The sequence below is a fragment of the Nocardioides sp. genome (genome assembly GCF_036374615.1).
In the GTDB taxonomy this organism is placed as follows: Bacteria; Actinomycetota; Actinomycetes; order Propionibacteriales; family Nocardioidaceae; genus Nocardioides.
Window position 1 is genome coordinate 1 of the sequence record NZ_DASUTK010000183.1, and the last position, 22685, is coordinate 22685.

Here is a 22685-nt window from a genome sequence, read left to right on the forward strand (position 1 = left end):
GAGAAAGAGAAGAGGAACAGTCTTATGAGCGGAGCCCAGCGCGGACAGCGCGGTGGCGAGCGCCAGTCGGGCCGCGGTCGCGACGATCGTCGCGGCGGCGCCGACAAGACCGCCTACCTGGAGCGCGTCGTTGCGATCAACCGAGTCGCCAAGGTCGTGAAGGGTGGTCGTCGCTTCAGCTTCACCGCCCTCGTGGTCGTCGGCGACGGCGAAGGTCTGGTCGGCGTCGGCTACGGCAAGGCCAAGGAGGTCCCGGCCGCCATCGCCAAGGGTGTCGAGGAGGCGAAGAAGAACTTCTTCCGCGTCCCTCGCATCCAGGGCACCATCCCGCACCCGGTGCAGGGTGAGAAGGCCGCCGGAGTCGTGCTGCTCCGTCCGGCCGCGCCCGGTACCGGTGTCATCGCCGGTGGCCCGGTGCGTGCGGTGCTGGAGTGCGCCGGCATCCACGACGTGCTGAGCAAGTCGCTCGGCTCGTCGAACCAGATCAACATCGTCCACGCGACCGTCGAGGCGCTGCGGATGCTCGAGCAGCCCGAGGCGGTGGCCGCGCGACGCGGTCTGCCCGTCGAGGAGATCGCTCCCGCCGCGCTGCTGAAGGCCCGCGCCGAGGTGCCCGAGGGTGTCTCGCAGGAGGTGACGGCCTGATGGCACAGCTCAAGGTCCAGCAGAAGAAGTCGACCATCGGCTGCAAGGCGAACCAGCGCGAGACCCTGCGCACTCTCGGCCTCAAGCGGATCGGCGACGTCGTGATCAAGGAGGACCGCCCCGAGATCCGGGGAATGGTCCAGACCGTCCGTCACCTCGTGACGGTCGAAGAGGTGGAGTGACATGACTCTCAAGCTGCATCACCTGCGCCCCGCGCCTGGTGCCAAGACCGCCAAGACCCGGGTTGGTCGAGGTGAGGGATCCAAGGGCAAGACCGCCGGTCGAGGAACCAAGGGCACCAAGGCCCGCAACCAGGTGCCGGCGGCGTTCGAGGGCGGCCAGATGCCGATCCACATGCGGCTGCCGAAGCTGAAGGGCTTCAAGAACCCGTTCAAGGTGGAGTTCCAGGTGGTCAACCTCGACCGGCTCGGTGAGCTCTTCCCCGACGGTGGCACCGTGTCCGTCGAGGACCTCGTCGCCAAGGGCGCGGTCCGCAAGGGCCAGCCGGTGAAGGTCCTCGGCCAGGGCGACATCGCCGTCAAGGTCGACGTCACCGCGCACGCGTTCTCGGGTTCCGCCAAGGAGAAGATCGAGGCTGCCGGAGGAACCACGACGACTGTCTGAGTCGTCCCTGACCCAACCGCCGAGGGGCGCGGACCAACCCGTACGACGGGCCCGGACCGCGCCCCGACGCACATCCGGGGCAGCGGGGCCGCCTGTTAGGCTTCCCCGGGCCTCGTCCCGACCGGTCAAGCCCTGTGAGAGCCGGGCGAGAGCCGCCCCCAGCTGGAGAAAGAGGAAGTCGTGCTGAGCGCGTTCGCCAACGCATTCCGGACCCCGGACCTGCGGCGGAAGCTGCTGTTCGTCCTGCTGATCATCACGATCTTCAGGCTCGGGTCGCAGGTGCCGGCGCCAGGAGTCCATGTCGCCAACGTCAAGGAGTGCCTCGACCTCGCGTCGCAGGGTGAGAACGCCGGGCTCTACAGCCTGATCAACCTGTTCTCCGGAGGCGCGCTCCTCCAGCTGACCATCTTCGCGCTGGGCATCATGCCCTACATCACCGCCAGCATCATCCTGCAGCTGCTCGTCGTGGTGATCCCACGGCTCGAGGCGCTGAAGAAGGAGGGCCAGGCGGGGCAGGCGAAGATCACGCAGTACACCCGCATCCTCACGCTCGGGCTCGCCCTGCTCCAGGCGACCGGCATCGTGGCGCTCGCACGCTCCGGCGACCTGCTGAGCGGGTGCACGCTGCCGCTGCTCCACGACAACGGGACCTCGACGTTCCTGATCATGGTCATCACCATGACGGCCGGCACCGCGGTCATCATGTGGCTCGGCGAGCTGATCACCGAGCACGGCATCGGCAACGGCATGTCGCTGCTGATCTTCACCCAGGTCGTCGCGACCTTCCCGAGCTCGCTGTGGCAGGTCCGGATCGGACAGGGCTGGTGGGTGTTCGGCATCGTGATGGTGATCGGCCTGGTGATCATCGCCGCGGTCATCTTCATCGAACAGGCGCAGCGGCGGATCCCCGTCCAGTACGCGCGCCGGATGGTGGGCCGCAAGATGTTCGGCGGCTCCTCGACGTACATCCCACTGAAGGTCAACCAGGCGGGGATCATCCCCGTGATCTTCGCGTCGTCGCTGATGTACCTCCCGGCGATGGCGGTGCAGTTCAACCGCACCAGCAACGCCAAGTGGGTGCAGATCCTCAACGACTACTTCGTGGTCGGCAGCCACCCGCTCTACATGGCAGCGTTCTTCGGCCTCATCATCTTCTTCACCTACTTCTACGTGTCGATCACCTTCAACCCGCAAGAGGTGGCCGACAACATGAAGAAGTACGGCGGCTTCATCCCCGGGATCCGGGCGGGCAAGCCGACCGAGGACTACCTGTCCTACGTCTTGTCCCGCATCACGCTGCCGGGCGCCCTCTACCTCGGCCTGATCTCCCTGATCCCGCTGATCGCCCTGGTGCTGATCAACGCGAACCAGAACTTCCCCTTCGGCGGCACCTCCATCCTGATCATGGTCGGCGTCGCACTCGACACGGTGAAGCAGATCGAGAGCCAGCTCCAGCAGCGCAACTACGAAGGATTCCTGCGTTAAATGCGCCTCATCCTCATGGGCCCACCAGGAGCCGGGAAGGGCACTCAGGCCCAGTACGTCGCAGACCACTTCGACGTCCCGGCGATCTCCACCGGCGACATCTTCCGCAGCAACGTCTCGCAGGGCACCGAGCTGGGGGTCGAGGCGAAGCGCTACATGGACGCCGGCGAGTACGTACCCGACGACGTCACCAACCGGATGGTCCGCAACCGGATCAACGAGCCCGACGCCGAGCCGGGGTTCCTGCTCGACGGTTACCCCCGCACCCTCGCCCAGGTCGAGGAGCTCGACGCGATGATCTCGTCGACCGGTCACAGTCTCGACGCGGCCCTGGTGCTGACAGCCGACCAGGACGAGCTGGTCAGCCGGCTGCTGCACCGCGCCCAGGTCGAGGGTCGCGCCGACGACACCGAGGACGTCATCCGGCGCCGCCAGGAGCTGTACGCCGAGCAGACCGAGCCGCTGATCGAGGTGTACCGCTCCCGCGGCATCCTGATCGAGATCGACGGCATGGGCGAGGTGCCGGACGTGACACAGCGGATCTTCGACGCACTTGACGACGTTCCCCAGTCGTGACGACGTCCGGAGCAGGGGAGTAGCAGGTGTCCTTTCGGGACCGCGGCGTGGAGATCAAGACGCCCGAGCAGATCGAGAAGATGCGGCTGGCCGGCCTCGTCGTCGGCCGTACCCTCGAGCTGCTGCGTGACGCCGTGAAGGCCGGCGTCACCACCGGCGAGCTCGACGCGCTGGCGGAGGACCACATCCTGTCCTCCGGTGCGGTCCCGTCGTTCAAGGGCTACAGCCACCCACCCTTCCCCGCCTCGATCTGTGCCTCCGTCAACGACGAGGTGGTCCACGGGATCCCGGGTGATCGGGTGCTGGAGGACGGGGACGTGATCTCGATCGACTGCGGCGCGATCGTCGACGGCTGGCACGGCGACGCGGCCATCACCGTAGGCGTCGGCGAGGTCGCCGCCGACGTCGCTGAGCTGATGCGCGTCACCGAGGAAGCGCTGTGGCACGGGATTGCCGCCGCTCGCCTCGGTGGTCGGGTCACCGACATCTCGCACGCGGTGGAGTCCTACGTACGCTCCCAGGAGCACCCGACCGGCGGGTCTTTCGGCATCCTCGAGGAGTACGTCGGCCACGGCATCGGCTCGGCGATGCACCAGCCGCCGAACGTGCCCAACTACGGCCGCCCCGGCCGCGGCCCCAAGCTGGTCCGCGGGCTCGCGCTGGCGGTCGAGCCGATGGTCACGCTGGGCAGCAGCGAGACCACGCTCCTGCCCGACGAGTGGACGGTCGGTACTGTCGACGGAAGCTGGTCGGCACACTACGAGCACACCTTCACCCTGACGCCCGACGGGGCGTGGGTGCTGACGGCGCTCGACGGCGGTGAGAGGCGGCTGGCCGAGCTCGGCGTCCCCTTCGGGGGGCACTGAGATCCACCCAAGCATCCGGCGACGAAGGGACAGCACGTGGACGTAGCACCGTGGGTCTGGTGGGTCACCTTCGCGGTGACGATCGTGATCTTCACGTTCGACCTGGCGATCGTCGGAAGGCGTCCCCACGAGCCCAGCATGAAGGAGTGCGCGGCCTACCTCTCGATCTACGTGGGCATGGCCCTGCTGTTCGGGCTCGGCGTGCTGTGGACCTCCGGCGGCACCTATGCGGGTGAGTTCTACGCGGGCTGGTTGGTGGAGTACTCGCTCTCCATCGACAACCTGTTCATCTTCATCATCATCATGGGCAAGTTCGCGGTGCCTCGCGAGCTGCAGCAGTACACGTTGATGGTCGGCATCGTGATGGCCCTGATCATGCGGGCGATCTTCATCGCCGTCGGCGCCGCGGCGATCGAGCAGTTCTCGTGGGTGTTCTACGTGTTCGGCGCGTTCCTGATCTACACGGCTGTCAAGCTGGCGAAGGAGGGCCCCGAGGACGAGGACGAGTACGAGGAGAACCGACTCGTCCTGTTCGTGGAGAAGCGGTTCCCGGCCACCAAGGAGTGGGACGGCAAGAAGTTCTTCGTCAAGCAGAACGGCGCCCGGATGATCACGCCGCTCTTCATCGTGATCCTCACGCTCGGGACCACCGACCTGCTCTTCGCCCTCGACTCGATCCCGGCGATCTTCGGAATCACCAAGGAGCCCTACCTCGTCCTGACCGCGAACATCTTCGCGCTGATGGGGCTGCGACAGCTCTACTTCCTGATCGGAGGGCTGCTCGAACGGTTGGTGTACCTGTCGTACGGGCTGGCGTTCCTGCTCGCCTTCATCGGAGTCAAGCTGATCTTCCACGCCCTGCACGAGAACGAGGTCCCGTTCATCAACGGTGGCGAGCACCTCGACTACGACTGGCTCGAGATCCCGATCTGGCTCTCACTGACGGTGATCATCGCGACCCTGGCGGTCACCGCAGTGCTCTCGCTGATGAAGTCCGGCGGGCTGAGCCAGCTGCAGCGGGATGCCGCGACCGGCCCGCGTCGTGACTGGGAGGACGACTAGGGCATGTCTCCGGCGGTGCGGGAATCGCGCCCCGGCCCCGGACGTTGTCAGACGTGATGCCCTCACCAGCCCTGTCCGTCCTGGACCTCGTGCCCGTTCGCAGCGACCAGACGTCCGGCGATGCGCTTGCCGCCACCCGGTCGTTGGCCGCGGTCGCCGACGACCACGGCTTCCGTCGGTACTGGCTCGCCGAGCACCACAACATGCCGGCCGTCGCCGCCACCAACCCGCCGGTGCTGATCGCGATGGTGGCGTCCGCGACCGAGCGGATCCGGGTCGGGTCGGGCGGGGTGATGCTCCCGAACCATGCACCGCTGGTCGTGGCCGAGCAGTTCGCGCTGCTCGAGGCGGCGTACCCGGGAAGGATCGACCTGGGTATCGGACGGGCGCCTGGCACGGATCCCGTGACGTCGTGGGCGCTTCGGCATGGCGCCGGCGGGGTGACGGACGAGGCGGTGACCCGCTTCCCCGAGTACGTCGATCACGTGCTCACGATGATGAACCCAGGTGGTGCGGCCCTTTCGGTCGCCGGTCGGACGCACGCACTGCGGGCGACACCGCACGCCACGAGCGTGCCCGACGTGTGGCTGCTCGGCTCCTCCGACTATTCCGCGCGGCTCGCGGCCGAACGTGGTCTTCCGTACGTCTACGCCCACCACTTCTCCGGTGCGGGTACGGCCGAGGCGTTGGCGCTCTACCGCGACTCGTTCCGTCCCTCGGCGCATCTTGCGGAGCCACGCACGTTCCTCACCGTCAACGCCGTGGTCGCGTCGACGCAGGAGGAGGCAGACAGGCTGGCGCTGCCCCAGCTGTTGGCCATGGTCGAGCTGCGCACCGGGCAACCGCTCACACCGCAGCGGCTCGTCGAGGAGGCCGAGAAGCACGAGCTCCCATCGCCGCACCATGACCTGGTCACGGCGATGCGAGACCGCTGGGTGATCGCCGACCCGGACACCGCCCGTGGCCGTATCGAGGCACTCGCGACGGAGCACGAGGTCGACGAGGTCATGGTCCACCCCGTCGCCGGGGCCTGGACGGGGACCGATCCCACGCGCTCACCTGCGCGCGAGGAGACACTCCGCTTGCTGGGACTCGCGCTGGCCGGCTGAGGTCACTCCACGCACTTCTGGGTCGAGGTCGACGGCTCGCCGTCCCGGATCAGCTGCACCTGCAGGCAGACCCGCCGGGACGCGGTGACCGTGAGCCGCTGCTCGGTACCTCGCGCGGTCTCGCCCGTGTCGGGACGGCGCCACACCCAGGTGTCGCCGGCCTTGGTGCCGCCCACGACGCGCCAGGTGAACGTGACGTCACGGCCCGAGCGCCGGCCCCGGACGGCGGGCTCGGGGATCGGCGCCTCCGGCACCACGTCGCTCGGCGTGAACGACGGGTCGGGCTCGATGTCGGCCGGACGGTCCGGCCGGTCGCTGCCGCCGAGCATGGTCACGAGCGCCACGACCAGCCCGAACAGCACCACCGTCCCCACGGCGCCCCACACGGTGGTGGCTCGGCTGACCGGCTTCTTCGGCGGCCCCGGGACGGGTGCCGCTGCGGGATCCGCCGGTCGCCCAGGGCCGGTGACATCGATGCTGACCGGCTTGAGCGCCGTGGCATCGCCGCCGGCGTCCGGCGGCGGGGTCGCGGTGACCACCGGCTGGTCGCCGGCCACCGCGATCGGCGTACGCGAGTAGCCGGCGGCCGACTCGATCCGCTGCAGCTCGCGAGCCAGCTCCAGGGCGCTCCGCGGACGCAGCTCGGGCCGCTTGGCGAGACACATCTGCAGCAGCCGGTCGAGCGCAGGAGGCGCATCGGGACGCTGCAGCGATGGCGGGGCGGCGTGCAGCGCGCGGGTCGTCAGCGCGTGGGAGGAGTTGTCGCCGCCGGGCACGGAGAACGGTGATCGGCCGGTCAGCAGGTTCCAGATCGTGGCGCCGAGGCTGTACACGTCCGAGGCGACACTGCCGTTGGACGTACCCTCGATCATCTCCACCGGAGCCCACGGGTAGGAGATCCGGATCTCGTGCTCCTGGTCGACGTCCGAGACGTGGCCCGCGATCCCGAAGTCGGTAAGGGCGGGCTCCTGGTAGGTCGTGACCAGCACGTTGCTCGGCTTGATGTCCCGGTGCAGGATGCCGGCCCGGTGGGCGGTCTCGATCGCACTCGCCAGCTTGATGCCGGTGCTGACCGCCTCGGGCACCGTCATCGGCTGGGCTCGCACCCGTGCGCCGAGGTCCGGCGGCGGGCAGTAGCGCATCACCAGGTACGGGCGAGCGCCCTGTTCGGGGTCGGTCACCCCGGCCGTGATCACGTCCACGATGTAGGGATGGTCGGCCAGGCGCGCCATCGCGTTGGCCTCGCTCGTGAAGAGCGACTTCTCGTGGTCGGTCAGTGTGACTCCGGCGCGGACGACCTTGACGGCCACCCGTTGCTGCGGCCATGCCTGCTCGTACAGGAAGACGTCCGCGAAGCCGCCGCTGCCGAGGTGCTGGAGATAGGTGTAGCCCGGGATCCGAGGTCCGCTCACGTGGTGGCCTCCGGGTGAGGGGGCGAGGTGGAGGGCATCGTGGGGGTCGCCGTCAGCATGGTCACCCGGCAGACACCGGCGAGGTCGATCACGGTTCCGTGCTCGAGCACGTGGGGTTCCTGACCCCGGATCTTCTCGGGATCGCGGCCGGGTGCGAACACGGTGGTTCCACCCCGCGAGCCGAGGTCGCGGGCGACCACGTGCCACCCGTCGAGGTCGATCCGCAGGTGGTTCCGCGAGAGGTACGTCGACTCCACGGGGAGCTGCACCAGGTGGGGCCAGTCGCCCGGTCCGGAGGTGGCCGGCCGTCGGCCGAGCACGACCGGCCGGTCGAGGAGCACCTCGGCCCCGTCGGGCAGCCGCAGCACCCCGAGCGGCGGTCGCAGCACGCGCTGCGGCTCCTGCGTGGGGACGGCGCCGCCGCAGGACCGGCAGGCAGGGGCCAGCGGGTCGGTCAGGTGCCCGGCCGGGCACCTGACCGCCAGCACCGTGTCCGACGTGGTCTGTTCGAGGTGACCCGCGGAGCCGTGCGCCGTGGGTGCGGGACCGGCCGCGTCCCGCCGCCGGGTGCGGTGGTCGTGGTCCAGGTCGGGCACGGCGCGATCGGTCTGCACGTCGTCGCGCGGGTGAACCGGCGTCGGTACGGCGGGGGCACCACCGGCGGTCGGCCCGGCAGCGAGGATCTCCGGTGGGATGGCGTCGATCAGCGGCCCAGCAGGCGAGGGCCCGTACGCCTCCGGGGCCTGGTCCGTCACCTCGACGACGGCCGCGGCCACCACGCCTTCCACGAGGGGCAGGCGCACCTGTCGGGAGCCCGGCTCACCGGCGCCGAGCCGCCACGCGTCCCCGACCCGCTCCACGACCCCCGGCAGCTCGGCCAGGTGCCGACCGGTCACCGCGTCGACGTACGCCATCGCGACCCCCGGGGCGTGACGACGGACCGTCGCGAGCACCGTGTCTGCCGGGTCAGGCTGCTCGAGGACCTGCCAGAGCCGGTCGACGAGTCCCGGCACCGTCTCCGGCGCAACGCCCACGAGGAGGCAGCGGCCGGCGCGCGAGAGCAGGACACCGCGGCCCGGCGCGTAACGCACGTCCACTTCCCGCGTTCTCCTCACGTGTCCCGAGTGACGTCCCAGTGTTTCAGGGCGCCGCACCGAGGGTAGGTGCACCAGCGAGATTTGGTCTGTTCGGGAGGCCCGCATACGCTGCTGTGGCTCGCCCGGGACACACGGGGTGAGTGAGTTGTCACCCCTTGGAAGAACGACGGGGAGAGTCTCGTGGGTCGACTCAGCGTGCGTACGTGGAGCACCGCGCGAGTCAGGCACGCCATCCGGGGCCGGCAGACCACGATCGCCTCGTCCCTCGCGCTGCTCCTGGCCAGCGGAACCGTGGTCGTGCTCGCGGTCGCCGCCGACGGCTACAAGAGCCACGACGCCCAGCTGAACGACGGGGGCATCTGGGTCACGAGCAACACCGACGGCTACTTCGGCCGCGTCAACAAACCGGTCGGGCAGATGGACGGCGGCCTGTTCGCCGAGCTCGGCGCCGACCTCGACGTCGTGCAGGACGGCGGCACCGTGCTCGGTGTCAACCGCAGTGGCGGCTCCCTCTCGCCGATCGACCCGGCGACCGTCGAGCATCCGGAGGGTGACGTCGCCGCGATCCCGGGCAGCGCCGACGTGGAGACCCGAGCCGGAACGGTCGCCGTCGCATCGCCCGACGACGGCGCGGTGTGGGCGGTCGTCTCGGACCCCGGGGTCGGCCCGGTCTCGGTGCAGGAGCTCGACCGCGAGACCCGTCCGCTGCACGAGGCCGGCGGGTCCGCGGCGATGGCGGTGTCGCGCCGGGGTGACGTCCTCGTGGTCTCGGCGGACGAGGGCACGCTCACCCAGCTCGAGCGCAGGGGACCGCGCTTCGAGTCCCCGGTGACCACCGACCTGCCCGATGACGTCGACGAGAGCGCGCAGCTCAGCGCCGTGGGGGAGACGCCGGTCCTCCTTGATCCGGTCGCCGGCCGGGTGTGGGCGCTGGCGCGCGGCGACGCGTCGCCGGCCCCTCGTTCCGACGTGCCGGTGGGTGGCGTGCTCCAGCAGTCCGCGCCGGCGGCCGACGCCGCGCTCGTCGCCACCGACGACGCGTTGCTCTCGGTGCCGCTCGACGGTGGGGAGCCGACCGTGCTCGCCGACGGCTTTGCGGGACGTCCCACCGCGCCGGTGCGGCTGGGTGACTGCCGCTACGGCGCCTGGTCCGGTGGGGGCGGTGCCGTCGTCACCGTCTGCGGCGACTCCGAGCCGCGGGCGGTCGGCCTCGGCACGCCCACCAGCGACCTGGTGTTCCGGGTCAACCGCGACCAGATCCTGCTCAACGACCGCACCACCGGAGCCGTCTGGAACATCGACACCGAGCAGCCCACGCGGCTCGACGACTGGGACGCCTTCAAGCGCAAGGCGACCGAGGACGACGAGGAGGAGGAGCAGCAGGAGGAGCAGCAGGGCGACCAGCGACCGCCGGTCGCCAATCCCGACACGCTCGGTGCGAGGCCCGGTCGGACCACCGTCCTGCACCCGCTCGACAACGACACCGCGCCGGGTGGCCGACTGCTGTCGATCCGCTCGATCGACCCCGTGGCCGGCCAGGGCGGCGCCGCCACGATCAGCCCCGACGGCCAGACGGTGCAGCTCACGCTGCCACCCGGTGCCCGAGGTCGCACCAGCTTCGTCTACTACATCGACGACGGCCGGGACGGGAAGACCGCCCACGCGACGGTCACGGTCCCGATCCGGCAGCCCACCGAGAACACCGACCCGCGACTCCGGCTCGGCTTCGAGCCCAAGCAGTGGACGGTGCCGGCGGGTGGTGTCCTCGACATCCCGGTGCTGCCCGACTGGCGCGACCGCGCCGACGGCGACCCGATCGTCGTCACCGGGGCGGAGACCGACGGCGGCGTGAAGAGCGGCGCCGACGCTCGGCCGACCGCGAGCGGCCAGCTCCGGGTGACTGCTCCGCCGGTCGGGGGCCCGCTCGAGATCAGCTACACGGTGTCCGACGGCATCGGCGGTGACGTCGAGCGCAGCTTCACGGTCGATGTGCAGGATCCCAAGGAACGGCAGGCCTTCCCGGGAGTCGCCGAGCCGGACGTGATCAGCGGGCAGGTCGGCGAGCCGATCGAGATCGCGCCGCTCGACAACGACCAGCCCGGGTCGGACCCGCTGACGCCGGAGGCGAAGCTGACGCTGGCCGGGCGGCTGACCTCTCCGGGTGGTGCGCAGACCAAGACCGACCTGGTCGAGGGCACGGTCACCTTCACCAGCAGCGTCGCCGACACCTACTTCCTCGACTACGAAGCGGCGTACGGCAACGCGGCCCTCGCTCAGGGCACGATCCGGATCGACGTCCGCAACCCGGAACGGCCACCCGACGAACCGGTCGCCATGCCCGACACCGCGCTGATCAGCGGTCAGAAGGCGGTGCTGGTCGACGTCCTCCGCAACGACCTCGACCCCGCCGGCGGGATGCTGACCGTCCAGCGGGCCGTCGCCAAGGACCCGCGACAGCTCGACGTCGCCGTCGTCGACGGCCGCTGGGTCCGGGTCGCCGCGGCGCAGGCACAGCTCACGGACAACCCGACCGTCGTCCGGTACGAGATCACCAACGGCAGCCGGTCCGGTGTCGAGGGGGAGATCGTCGTGACGCAGCGGGAGCCCGAGCGTGACGTCCCGGTGACCGAGAAGGACCGGGTCACCGTTCGGGCCGGCGCCGCGATCGCGATCCCGGCGCTCGACAACGACTTCAGCCCGTCGGGGGGTGAGCTGACACTGGTCGAGCACGTCGTGGGGGAGCGGGCCGGCTCGCTGACGGTGCGCCCGCAGGGCGACGACAAGGTGCCGACCGGGCAGGCGTTCGTGACCGGCAACTTCGTGCGGTACGTCGCACCGGCCGACCTGCCGGACGTGCAGTCGTACGTCATCACCTACCTGGCCGCGAACACCGAGGGCGTGTCTGCCCCCGGGAAGATCGAGGTCACCGTCGTTCCGGCCGACCGCACCAACCAGCCACCCGAGCCTCCGACGCTGGAAGGGCGGCTGGTCGCCGGTGAGGCGGTGACGCTGCGCCTCCCAGGTGCCGGGGTGGACCCTGACGGCGACGCGGTCACGATGCTCGGCATCACCTCCGCGCCGTCCCTCGGCCGCGTCGTGCGAACCGGCGCCAACACCATCCAGTACCAGTCGTTCCCCGGCAGCTCGGGCACCGAGAGCTTCACCTACGAGGTGACCGACTCCTACGGCGGCACTGCCGTCGGCACCGCCCGGATCGCGGTGGCTCCCCCGGGTGCTCCGCAACCGCCGCTGGCGGTCGACGACACCCTCACGGTCGAGCCCGGACGCACTGCGACGATCGACATCCTGGCCAACGACCACATCGCCTCCGGTGACCCGGTCACGGTCGACCTGCCCAACAAGCCGGAGGGCGTGCGCCTCGTGTCGCCGATCGGTCCGCTCGAGGTCGACGTACCGGACGAGCGCGGCGGTCGGACCGTCGAGGTCGTCTACGAGGTGGGCAACGGGTTGTCGTCGTCGCGGGGCACCGTCACGGTCCGGACCGCCGAGCCGTACAACAACCCACCGGTCGCGTTCGACGCGTTCGGCAACGCGGACGACGGCGAGTCGGTCGAGGTCGACGTGCTCGAGACCGCGTACGACCCCGACGGTCCCAGCGAGGACCTGGTGGTCGCCGAGGTGCTGCCGCCTGCCGGAGTCGTGGCCGAGGTGGAGGGCAGCACCGTCACCGTCGTCCGCGGCGACCAACCGCTCGTCGTCCCGTTCCGGGTCGAGGACGCAGACGGTGGCGCCACCACGGCGTCCTTGTACGTGCCACCCGCCAGCAACGGGCTGCCGTACGTCGACAGCGACGCCCTGATCGAGGTCGATCCCGGGCAGGCCGTCGACGTGGATCTCGACGAGTACGTCGAGAATCCGTCCGGTGGCCCGCTGCAGCTCACGCTCAAGAACCGGATCTGGCCGAGCCCGTTGGGGTCGGTCGGCGCGACCGTGGTCGACGAGGACACGTTCCGGGTCGAGGCCGGCGAGAACTACGAGGGCCCGGGGGCGGTGACGTTCGAGGTGACGACGGGCAGCGGCGTCGACGATCCCGACGGTCAGACCGCGGTCCTCACCGTCCCGGTGCAGGTGGGTGAGGAGCGGCCGTTCCTCCGCTGCCCCACCGAGCCACTGGAGATCCCGCAGGGCACCACGATGCAGATCGACGTCGCGTCCGTCTGCCACGCCTGGACCACCGACCCCGCCGATGCCGCCGACCTGGTGTTCACCGCGGACTGGCAGTCGTCGCTCGACGGGCTGAGCATCGTCGAGCCCGAGGGCGGGGTGATCGAGATCGCCGCCTCCGGCAGCGCGGACGTCGGCGTGACGGCCGAGCTCGAGCTGCGGACCGAGGGCGGCGTACCCGCGTTGTTGCCGATCCGGGTGATCGACACCCCGCCGCCGTCCCTGAGTCCGATCCGGATCGCCGACATGAAGGCGGGCGAGACGCGGACCATCGACCTCTCGACCTACCTCAACCCGGGCGTGCCCGAGCCGGAGCCGACGATCATCTCGATAGTTCCCGAGAGCGATCTCGACGTCCGGGCCGTCAAGAGCGACGCCTCCGAGCTCACCCTGACGACCGGTCCGCGGGTCGACGGCACCGCACGGTTCCGGGTCGTGATGAGCGACGTCGACGACCCGCTCTCCGACGACCGACAGGTCGAGGGCGTCGTCGAGCTCGAGGTGCTCGACGTCCCGGACACCCCGACCGCCCCCGTCCCGGGCCGCACCGTCCGCAGCGAGGAGGTCGCCCTGAGCTGGCGGGCACCGCAGGACAACGGTGCCCCGATCGAGTACTACGAGGTGCGAGACGACCGCGGCGACGTGACCCGCTGCGGCACGACCACGTGCGACCTCGGGGGCCTGGTCAACGGCGAGACCTACCGGTTCCAGGTCAGGGCCGTCAACGCCGTGGGTGAGTCGGAGTGGAGTGACAGGTCGGCGCCCGCCACGCCGGATGCCAAGCCGGGCGTCGTGGGTCCCATCGAGATGGTGGGCCGGGGTGACGGCACGATCTCGCTGCGGTGGACGCCGCCGACGACGCAGACGTCCGCGATCCAGCGCTACTGGGTCAGCTACCAGGGCGGACCGAGCGGCGGTCGCCCGACCACCGTGCCTCGGATCACGGTGTCGGGCCTGAACAACAACCAGGCGCAGGTCTTCACCGTGGTCGCCGAGAACGCACTGGACTACGGCACTCCGCGCACGTCGGAGGCGTTCCAGTCGATCGGGCGGCCGGCCACGCCCGCGGCGTCGACCGTGACCGACCAGCAGACCGGCGACGGCGCCACCGCGGTCACCGTTGCCTGGAACGCGGTCGACCCGAACGGACCGACCCCGGTCCGGTACACGGTGCTGCGGAACGGCCAGCCGCTCGCGCAGTGCAGCGGTATCGCGGCCACGTCCTGCGACGACACCGGGTTGACCTACGACGGCACGGTCTACAGCTACGCGGTGAAGGCGACCAACAACGGTGGAGTCGCCGACGCCCAGTCCTCACCCGCCGGCCCGGGCACCCAGTGGGCGGCCGTCGGCCAGCCCGCCGCCTGGGACGAGTCCTGGTCCGTCGTTCCCACCGGCGCGAACGCCCAGGCCCGGGTCACCTTCACGGTCCCGCCCTCGCGCGGTGCCCAGAGCCAGGTGTCGGTGCTGGTCGACGGAGTCGCCCGCAACACCCAGCAGCGGACCGGCGCACAGACCGTCGACGTCTCGGTGGGCGACAACGACCGCGCGCACTCGATCCAGCTCCAGGTCTGCAACGAGAAGGGCAGCTGCTCGCAGTCGGGGACGAAGGCCGTCCAGGCCTACGGCCCGTTCGCGCCCGGCCACATCATCTCCTCGGACCCGCACGTGCGGGAGGTGGACGTCAACGTCTACGAGGTCTGGTGGACCATCACGGTCGACAACAACGGGGACCCGGGCCGGGTGCGGGTCACATCGCGCTCGGGGGACTCCGACGCGATCCGTAACGAGTCCTACGCCATGTCCAGCGTCGACGTGCAGACCTTCACGACCCAGAAGGTGCAGCTGGACGCCTACAAGTCCGACATCATCCTGATCCACCTCGGCGACACCTCACCCGCGCGCGCTGAGGTGAGGGTCGAGGACCGCTACACCACGCCGGAACGCAAGCAGCCCAAGGTCACCATCGCCAAGGGTTCGCGGTGCAGCGACCAGCCCGGGAGCAGCCTGCCCGACTGCCAGTACGACGGGACCGGCACTGACTGCCTGAACGCCAGCTGCGCCAAGATCCGGATCTCGACAGAGAACTTCACAGACGACCGGATCCGCTGCTTCTTCGAGGACGGCGTCGAAGGCCAGTACCTGGAGAGGTGGATCGACAGCAACCGGACCTATGAGCCGGGACCGTACTACGGCTGGCCGGGGCGTCAGGTGTGGACCACCTGCAACGGCATCGAGTCCAACCACCTCACCTGGCAGTAGCCGAAAGGACGCACCACGTTGACCATCTCACCCGAACAGGCCGCCTGGTTCCGGCAGACGTTCGACCTCCTGACCGACAACATCGAGCGAGCCGTGCTCGGCAAGCGCCACGTCGTACGGCTCACCCTCACCTGCCTGCTGTCCGAGGGCCACATGCTGCTCGAGGACTTTCCGGGCACCGGCAAGACGATGCTGGCCCGGGCGCTGGCCAACACCGTCCAAGGCAGCCACGCCCGGATCCAGTTCACGCCGGACCTGCTGCCGGCAGATGTCACCGGCGTCACCGTCTACGACCAGCACCAGGGCTCGTTCGAGTTCCACGCCGGGCCGATCTTCCACTCGATCGTGCTGGCCGACGAGATCAACCGCGCCTCGCCGAAGACCCAGTCGGCGCTGCTTGAGGTGATGGAGGAGGGCCGGGTCACGGTGGACGGGGTCAGCCGACCCGTCGGGCGGCCCTTCATGGTGATCGCGACCCAGAACCCGATCGAGCAGGCGGGCACCTATCGGCTGCCCGAGGCACAGCTCGACCGGTTCCTCATGAAGACCTCGGTCGGCTACCCCGACCGCGACGCGACCGTCGAGCTCCTCGTCAACGCCAAGGTGCGCGACCGCGCCTCGCTGGTGACCCCGGTGATCACCTCGGAGGCGATCAGCCAGATGAGCGGTCTGGCCGACGACGTCTACGTCGACCCGGCGGTGGTCGGGTACGTCGCCGAGCTCGCCGAGGAGTCGCGTCGCCAACCCCATGTCAAGCTGGGTCTCTCGGCCCGCGGCTGCCTCGCGTTCATCCGCGTCGCCAAGACCTGGGCCGCCGCCGACGGCCGTGACCACGTCCTCCCGGACGACGTGCGTGTGCTCGCCGAGCCGGTCCTGTGCCACCGGCTGCTGCTCGATGCGGAGGCGCAGTTCAGCGGCATCACGGTCGAGACCGTGATCGGCCGACTGCTCGACTCGGTCGCACCCCCGACGGATCGGGTGGCCTGATCCACGTGTTGTCCCGGCTGCGCCGAGCTGCCGTCGCCGTCCTGGCGGTCGTCAACCCGCTGGGGTGGATGCTGCTGGGACTCGCCGTACTGCTGCTGCTCGCCGCGCGGAGCACCGGCTGGCTCGAGGCGAGTGTCGTGGCGGCAGCCTGCCTGATCGTGATCGCCCTCGCGTTGCCGTTCCTCCTGGGGCGGACCTCGGTCCGGGTCGACCTGCGGCTGGAGCCGCAGCGGGTCACCGCCGGTGACAGCGTGGTCGGCTCACTGCGGGTCACCAACATCGCGGACCGGCGGTTGCTGCCGACGCTGCTCGAGGTCCCGGTGGGGTCGGCTGTCCACCGGTACCCGCTGCCGAGCCTGGCAGCGGGTGGCTCCCACGAGGAGTCCTTCACGATCCGCACCCGACGGCGCGGCGTGATCGCGGTGGGGCCGGCCCTGACGCGGCGCGGCGACCCGTTGGGAGCCTTCTCACGGGACGTCGGCTGGACGCCGCTGACCGAGATCCTGGTGCGGCCACCGATGACCCCGTTGGAGTCGCTCGCCGGCGGCCTGCTGCGCGACCTCGAGGGCGTGACCACCGACGCCGTCACCGCGAGCGATCTCGCCTTCCACGCGCTGCGGGAGTACGTGCCCGGCGACGACCTGCGCCACGTCCACTGGCGTTCGTCGGCGAAGGCGATGGCATCCGCCAGCGACAGCCAGCTGCTCGTGCGCCAGTACCTCGACACTCGCCGCAGCCATGCCACGATCGTCGTCGACGACCGCCCGGAGGTCTGGCGCGACGAGGACGAGTTCGAGCTGGCCATGTCGGTCGCCGCCTCGATCTCCATCCGGGCCCTCGTCGACGAGTTCGAGGTGTCCTTCGTGTGCGGCGAGCACGCCGTGTCCGGTGGGACCGGACCTTTCGCTCTCGACGCCGTGTGTCGCGCAGAGCAGGGGCGGCGGGGCGTCGTCAGCGGCGGCCACGACGCGGCCAGGATGGCACCGGACACCTCGCTGCTGTTCCTTGTCGGAGGTCGGGGTACCACGCTGGAGGAGTACCTGAGAGCGGCGTCCTCCTTCGCGCCCGAGGTCCGCCGCTACGCCCTCGCCATCGATCCGACGGGTCGCTCCCGGGTGACCGACGCGGGCGGGATGCCCGTCCTGCACCTGGCTGAGCTCTCCGAGCTCGCGGCTGTGCTGCGCTGGAGTCTGTCGTGACCGGCCGGACCTGGCTCCCCACGCGTGACGAGTGGGTCGATCTCGCCTTTCTGGGCACGCTGTCGGTGCTCGCGCTGATCGGGCTCGCGCCGACGTACGCCGGCATCGGGTTCGCCGTCGTGGGCGTCCTCGGGCTCGTGCTCGGCGTCGTGGTCGCCCGGGTGTCGCGCAGCCTCGGCTGGCCGTTCGTGGCACCGGTCATGCTGACGCTCGCCTGCTACGCACTGCTCGGCGCGCCGATCGTGCTCCGGCGCTGGCCCGGCCCCGACGCGCTGCGGCTGCTCGCCGACCACGCGCTTTTCGGCTGGAAGGACCTCCTCACCACACTGCCGCCGGTCGACGCCGACTCGACCCTGCTGAGCCTCCCGTGGCTGCTCGGTCTCGCCACCGGTTTGCTCGGGACGCTGGCCGCATCGCTGGCCGTCAGCTCACGAGGGCGCGGGCTCGTGGCGGTGGTGCTGCCCGTGCTGGTGCCAACCGCCCTGCTCGCCCTCGTCATCCTGCTCGGCGTGAGGGAGCCCCAGTCGCTGTGGCTGCAGGGCGTCGCCTACGCCGCCCTGGCACTCGGGTGGCTCGCCGTTCGCTCGCAGCGCCGGGTCGTGCACGACGCCGCGACCGACCTCGGAAGCCGCGTCCGCCGGCTACGACTGGTGAGCGGCGCGGTGCTCGTCGCGGTGGCGGCGGCGCTGGCCCTGCCGGTCGCGACGTGGTCCTCGGGCGCGGAGGACCACCGGCTCGTGCTGCGCGACCACGTCGAGCCGCCGTTCGACGTCGGCCGATACCCGTCACCGCTCGCGTCCTTCCGCCGGTACGTCGAGCAGCCCAAGCCGGATCCCGAGAACCTCTACGACCAGCCGCTGATGACCGTGTCGGGCGTCGAGCCGGGCACCCGCATTCGGTTCGCCGCCCTCGACGAGTACGACGGGGTCGTCTGGGGCGCCAGCAACGACAGCACCTTCGGCGGGCCGGTCGAGGGGACCTTCCAACGGGTGTCGTCGCAGATCTCGAACCCGGCGACCGGTCCTCAGGCGGAGGTGACGATCGAGCTCGAGGAGGGCTGGTCGGGCGTCTGGCTGCCGACCGTCGGGGCGCTGACCGGTATGGAGTTCGGCGGGGAGCGAGCGGCCGCGCAGGCCGAGACGTTCCGGTACAACCTCGCCACCTCCACCGGCGTCGTGCCGGGCGGGCTGCAGCCGGGCGACCGCTACACGCTCCGGACCACGCTGACCGACGCGGAGCTGACAGGAGACACCGCCCCGGCAAGCTTCATCGGGCTCGCCCAGGCAACCGCGGGATTCCTGACCGCGCAGGCGCAGGACTGGAGCGCGGGCTCGACCCGACCCATGGAGCAGGTGCTCGACATCGCCGACCGGCTCAAGTCCGACGGCAAGTACAGCGACGGGGTCCGGGCGTCCGAGCGGTTCTACCTCCCAGGCCACCACCAGGCGCGGCTCTCCGACGCGGACGGCGGGATCAACAGCCCGATCATCGTCGGCAACGACGAGCAGTACGCCGCGTGGATGGCCCTGCTGGCGAACCAGATCGGTGTCCCGGCCCGGGTGGTGATGGGAGCGGTCGTCCCCGAGGGGGGCAACGTGAAGGGGGAGGACGTCCAGGCGTGGGTGGAGGTGCAGGCGGCCGACGGCACGTGGAGGACCGTGCCGACCGAGCTGTTCATGGACTTCGACCGACCCGCCGAGCTCCCGCCGCGCGAGGAGGAGCAGATGAGCGGCACCAACGTGCCACCGCCGGCCGCGATCCCCCCGCCGAGCACGGTCGGCGAGCCCACGGACGCCGAGCTGAACGCACTGCGGAACAAGCGCGAGACCGACGACGGCTTCTCGCTGCCGGGGTGGTTGGTCGCCGTCCTCACCTACGTCGTGGTCCCGCTCCTCCTGATGCTGGCCGTGGCCGGTGTGATCCTCGGCGCCAAGACCCTCCGCCGGCGGCGGCGCCGTTCGGCGGAGTCGGTCTCGGCCCGGTTCGCGGGTGGCTGGCGGGAGGTCACCGACCACGCCCGGGACCTCGGGGTGGCGGTCACCGGCGTGACCCGTCGGGAGGAGTCGCTCGTCCTGACCGGCGTCGGGGCCTCGGGACAGGCTCCGACGCTGGCGCAGGTCGCGGACAGTCACGTGTTCGGACCACGACCACCGCAACCGGACGCCGCCGCGGCGTACTGGGAGGCGGTGGACGCCTACCGGTCGACGATGTCCGCCGGGGTCTCGCGGGCACGCAGGCTCAGGGCCGCGCTGTCGCTGCGGACGTTCCGTCTACACCGGTGAGCCGCGCGTCGTCCGACGCGCGTGGCAACCCGGGCGGCTCCGCTATCAGCCCCGCGTCCAGCGCGGTGCGCACGGCGAGGAGTCGGTCGCTCACGCCCAGCTTGCGGTAGAGGTGCTCCAGGTGCTTCTGCACGGTGCGGCGCGAGATGCCGAGCTGACGCCCGATGCCTGCCGCCGTCTCGCCCCTCGCCAGCAGCCTCAGGACGGCCAGCTCTCGCGCGGTGAGGTCGGCGGAATTGCGCCCGCCTCGGCGGGTCGGGCCGCGCCGGGTCAGGAGCGTGATCAGCGGCTGCAGCCGGCAGGCAAGAGTGAGCTCGTCGTCGGAGAAGTCCTCCCTCGACCTCGCGAGCAGGAACGACCGGTAGTCGGAGTCCGAGCAACGGGCCGGAATCCACAGCTCAGGCTCTGAGCGGCTGACGTGGGCGGGGCGCGGACGCTCGCACGTCCCGGACCGCAGTCGGCCGCGTGCTCGCGTCAGCGTGGTCGCCGTCGAGTCACCGGTCTCGCGGAGCCACCAGACCACGGGGTGCTCTGATGCGGAACGTCCGTGCCAGCGCTCACGCTGGACCGCCGCCGGATGCCCAGGCGGGACGTCCCAGTACTCGATCCCGAGACTCCCGTCCCGCTCGATCCATGCCTCTCCGGCGAAGCAGCCGAACGTCCGAGCCAATCGCCGTGCCACTACCTCGCGGGGAAGACCGTGCGGCGCTGTGCGCATCCGGGTGTCGGCGAGGTCCAACCAGCTCGCGTACTCCCCCTCGAACTCCGTCATGTTCCCCCCAGACGGGTCGTCGTTCCCACACAGTAAGTCAGGGACCCGAGCCGTTAAAGGCCGGCGGTCGCTGCGCGCTCCGTCCGCTCACACTTCACCCTTTTCGGCTAAGTAGAGGTGCGTATCGACCGAGGGCTCGCTCGCGGGCGACGATTCCCCCAGGGGGGACTCATGCGGATGCTCGGCAGGCTCGCACTCGGTGGGCTCCTCGCGGCCACGTCGACTGCACTGGTGACTGCCGGTGCCACCCGTGCCCCGGCGACGGCCGCCCAGGGCACACCGAACGTCGTCCTCGTTCTGGTCGACGACGGTCGGGTGGACGATCTCGCAGCGATGCCCCGTGTGAGGCAGCTGATCGGTGCCGCCGGCGTCTCCTTCACGGACTTCTACGCGCCGTTCCCGCTGTGCTGCCCGGCCCGGGCAACGCTCCTGACAGGGCAGTACGCGCACAACCACGGCGTGCTGGGCAACACTGCCCCCGGCGGAGGCTTCCGGAAGTTCCGGGACCAGTCCACGCTCGCCACCTGGCTGACGCCGACCTACCGCACCGGCCTGATCGGCAAGTACCTGAACGGCTACGCGCCGCCGTACCGCCCGCCGGGATGGGACGAGTGGATGGTGCCGTCCGCCCTGTACGGCTACACCGGCACCCGGTGGTACGTCCACCGCGGGACCGGAGGCGGCTACCAGACCATCTCGGGCTACCAGACGGACACGATCGCGGCGCTCGCCAGTGACTTCGTCGCGCGCAACGCCCCCCAGGAGGAGCCGTTCTTCCTCTTCACCTCGATCGTCGCGCCCCACGACGGCCAGCCCAGGGACCCCGACGATGTCGCCGGCTACCCCAGCCCCTACGTGAAGCCGGTGTACCGGGACCGGTTCGCGGGCCTCACCAACACGGATCCCTCGTTCGACGAGGCCGACGTGTCGGACAAGCCGATCCGTCCGACGCGACTGTCGTCGACCGACATCCGGGGGATCACCGAGCACCTCCAGCAGCGGCGTGAGGCGAGCCTTTCGATCGATGATGCGGTCGCTCGGATCATGCAGGCGCTGACGGACTCCGGCGAGCTGGCCGACACGTACGTGATCTTCGCCTCCGACAACGGCCTGATGCTCGGCGAGCACCGCATCCGAGGCGGCAAGAGCACCCCCTACGAGGTCGCCAACCGGATCCCATTCCTGGTCCGAGGACCGGGGATCCCGGCCGGCTCCGAGGTCCACCAGGTCGCCGGCCAGATCGACTTCGCCGCCACCGTGATGGCCATGGCGGGGCTTCCCGCCCCGTCAAGCGTCGACGGTGCCAGCCTCCTCGAGCTGTTGCACGACCCAGGGAGTGCGGGTCCTGCCCGTCGTGGCGTGCTGCTCGAGGCGACAGCGAACAGCGACACGGAGACACCGCCTTGGCACTACCGCGGGGTCGTCGACGGCAATTGGAAGTACGTCGAGCGCGCCACCGGTCGCAAGGAGCTCTACGACTTGGTGGCCGACCCGTTCGAGCTCACGAACCTGGCCGGCCGCGCAGCGTACGCCCAGCCGCAGCAGGAGCTCGCGCAGCTGCTGTTCACGCTGCGGGAATGCGACGGCAGTCAATGCCGTTGACCCACTGCTGTTGACCAGCGCTCGGGCGCGTGCGGTGCTGTTCGTTCCGGCACTCGAACGGCGGTGAGACGGAGTGATCGGGGCCTGTGAGCTCGGCCCGTTCCGATTAGGGATTCGTCCGGCGCACCCCGTACACTGGCGTGTCGGCCCAACGTGGGTCGCGTTTCGTGGTGCCTCGCGGCTGCCCGGACGCCCGTCGATCTCCTTCACCGAGGGGATCGTGTGCGCCCGGGGATGGGGACCCGGAACCGCTGCACGAGGTCCACCGGCTTCAGCCGGAGGTTCGCGGGTCGACGGTAGACAGAAGCACACCCAACGGATTGTGGAGGACATGCCGAAGAAGGAAGGCGTCATCGAGATCGAGGGCACCGTCGTGGAAGCCCTCCCCAACGCCATGTTCCGCGTCGAGCTGACCAACGGGCACAAGGTGCTCGCCCACATCAGCGGCAAGATGCGCCAGCACTACATCCGGATCCTCCCCGAGGACCGGGTCGTGGTGGAGCTCTCGCCGTACGACCTC

17 protein-coding genes are annotated in these 22685 nt (G+C 70.4%); 14 read left to right on the plus strand and 3 right to left on the minus strand.

The genetic code is table 11. The features are described from left to right. Positions 1-24: 24 nt before the first annotated feature. The 8 genes from rpsE (at position 25) to VFZ39_RS14265 (ending at position 6367) form a co-directional block, all read left to right on the plus strand. A complete protein-coding gene (gene rpsE, locus VFZ39_RS14230; RefSeq protein ID WP_330866431.1) occupies positions 25-645 on the plus strand; it encodes a 30S ribosomal protein S5 in 621 nt (206 codons plus the stop codon). Further along, on the plus strand, positions 645-827 hold the full coding sequence (rpmD, locus tag VFZ39_RS14235) for a 50S ribosomal protein L30 (protein ID WP_330866432.1): 183 nt from the start codon (positions 645-647) through the stop codon (positions 825-827). The genes rpsE and rpmD overlap by 1 nt, the downstream gene beginning before the upstream one ends. A gap of 1 nt (position 828) precedes the next feature. After that, positions 829-1269: a 50S ribosomal protein L15 gene (gene rplO / locus VFZ39_RS14240; RefSeq protein ID WP_330866433.1), complete on the plus strand. Its 441-nt coding sequence runs from the start codon at positions 829-831 to the stop codon at positions 1267-1269. A gap of 180 nt (positions 1270-1449) precedes the next feature. Next, positions 1450-2754 carry a preprotein translocase subunit SecY gene (gene secY, locus VFZ39_RS14245; protein WP_330866434.1) on the plus strand — a complete coding sequence of 435 codons (1305 nt, stop codon included), beginning with the start codon at positions 1450-1452 and terminating at the stop codon, positions 2752-2754. After that, complete coding sequence (locus VFZ39_RS14250) at positions 2755-3330, plus strand: adenylate kinase (RefSeq protein WP_330866435.1); 576 nt, start codon at positions 2755-2757, stop codon at positions 3328-3330. It begins immediately after the preceding gene. Positions 3331-3356: 26 nt separating this feature from the next. Continuing rightward, complete coding sequence (map, locus tag VFZ39_RS14255; RefSeq protein WP_330866436.1) at positions 3357-4196, plus strand: type I methionyl aminopeptidase; 840 nt, start codon at positions 3357-3359, stop codon at positions 4194-4196. 36 nt (positions 4197-4232) lie between these two features. Beyond that, the gene (locus VFZ39_RS14260; RefSeq protein WP_330866437.1) at positions 4233-5258 is read left to right on the plus strand and encodes a TerC family protein; all 1026 of its coding nucleotides are present in this window, start codon (positions 4233-4235) and stop codon (positions 5256-5258) included. 56 nt (positions 5259-5314) lie between these two features. Then, a complete protein-coding gene (locus VFZ39_RS14265; RefSeq protein ID WP_330866448.1) occupies positions 5315-6367 on the plus strand; it encodes an LLM class flavin-dependent oxidoreductase in 1053 nt (350 codons plus the stop codon). 2 nt (positions 6368-6369) lie between these two features. On the opposite strand, the gene VFZ39_RS14270 is transcribed toward VFZ39_RS14265, so the two are convergent. Both VFZ39_RS14270 and VFZ39_RS14275 read right to left on the minus strand, forming a co-directional pair. Next, positions 6370-7779, minus strand: coding sequence for a serine/threonine-protein kinase (locus VFZ39_RS14270; protein ID WP_330866438.1), 1410 nt, complete (start codon positions 7777-7779; stop codon positions 6370-6372). Beyond that, positions 7776-8876: an FHA domain-containing protein gene (locus VFZ39_RS14275; protein ID WP_330866439.1), complete on the minus strand. Its 1101-nt coding sequence runs from the start codon at positions 8874-8876 to the stop codon at positions 7776-7778. Before VFZ39_RS14275 ends, VFZ39_RS14270 begins: the two co-directional genes overlap by 4 nt. A 180-nt stretch (positions 8877-9056) precedes the next feature. On the opposite strand from VFZ39_RS14275, the gene VFZ39_RS14280 reads away from it, so the two are divergent. The 4 genes from VFZ39_RS14280 to VFZ39_RS14295 are packed head-to-tail and all read left to right on the plus strand — an operon-like array spanning position 9057 to position 19791. After that, positions 9057-15323 carry an Ig-like domain-containing protein gene (locus VFZ39_RS14280; RefSeq protein WP_330866440.1) on the plus strand — a complete coding sequence of 2089 codons (6267 nt, stop codon included), beginning with the start codon at positions 9057-9059 and terminating at the stop codon, positions 15321-15323. Between the two features lie 18 nt (positions 15324-15341). Beyond that, the gene (locus VFZ39_RS14285) at positions 15342-16310 is read left to right on the plus strand and encodes a MoxR family ATPase (RefSeq protein WP_330866441.1); all 969 of its coding nucleotides are present in this window, start codon (positions 15342-15344) and stop codon (positions 16308-16310) included. Positions 16311-16315: 5 nt separating this feature from the next. Further along, positions 16316-17509, plus strand: coding sequence for a DUF58 domain-containing protein (locus VFZ39_RS14290; RefSeq protein ID WP_330866442.1), 1194 nt, complete (start codon positions 16316-16318; stop codon positions 17507-17509). Further along, positions 17506-19791: a transglutaminase-like domain-containing protein gene (locus VFZ39_RS14295; protein WP_330866444.1), complete on the plus strand. Its 2286-nt coding sequence runs from the start codon at positions 17506-17508 to the stop codon at positions 19789-19791. Before VFZ39_RS14290 ends, VFZ39_RS14295 begins: the two co-directional genes overlap by 4 nt. Here the strand turns inward: VFZ39_RS14295 and VFZ39_RS14300 are convergent. Further along, positions 19748-20563, minus strand: a complete 816-nt coding sequence (locus tag VFZ39_RS14300; RefSeq protein ID WP_330866445.1) for a helix-turn-helix transcriptional regulator — start codon at positions 20561-20563, stop codon at positions 19748-19750. The two genes, VFZ39_RS14295 and VFZ39_RS14300, sit on opposite strands and share 44 nt — an antisense overlap. Before the next feature lie 171 nt (positions 20564-20734). On the opposite strand from VFZ39_RS14300, the gene VFZ39_RS14305 reads away from it, so the two are divergent. Both VFZ39_RS14305 and infA read left to right on the plus strand, forming a co-directional pair. Beyond that, the gene (locus tag VFZ39_RS14305; protein ID WP_330866446.1) at positions 20735-22165 is read left to right on the plus strand and encodes a sulfatase; all 1431 of its coding nucleotides are present in this window, start codon (positions 20735-20737) and stop codon (positions 22163-22165) included. 331 nt (positions 22166-22496) lie between these two features. After that, a partial coding sequence (gene infA, locus VFZ39_RS14310; RefSeq protein ID WP_330866447.1) for a translation initiation factor IF-1 occupies positions 22497-22685 on the plus strand: 189 nt, incomplete at its 3' end.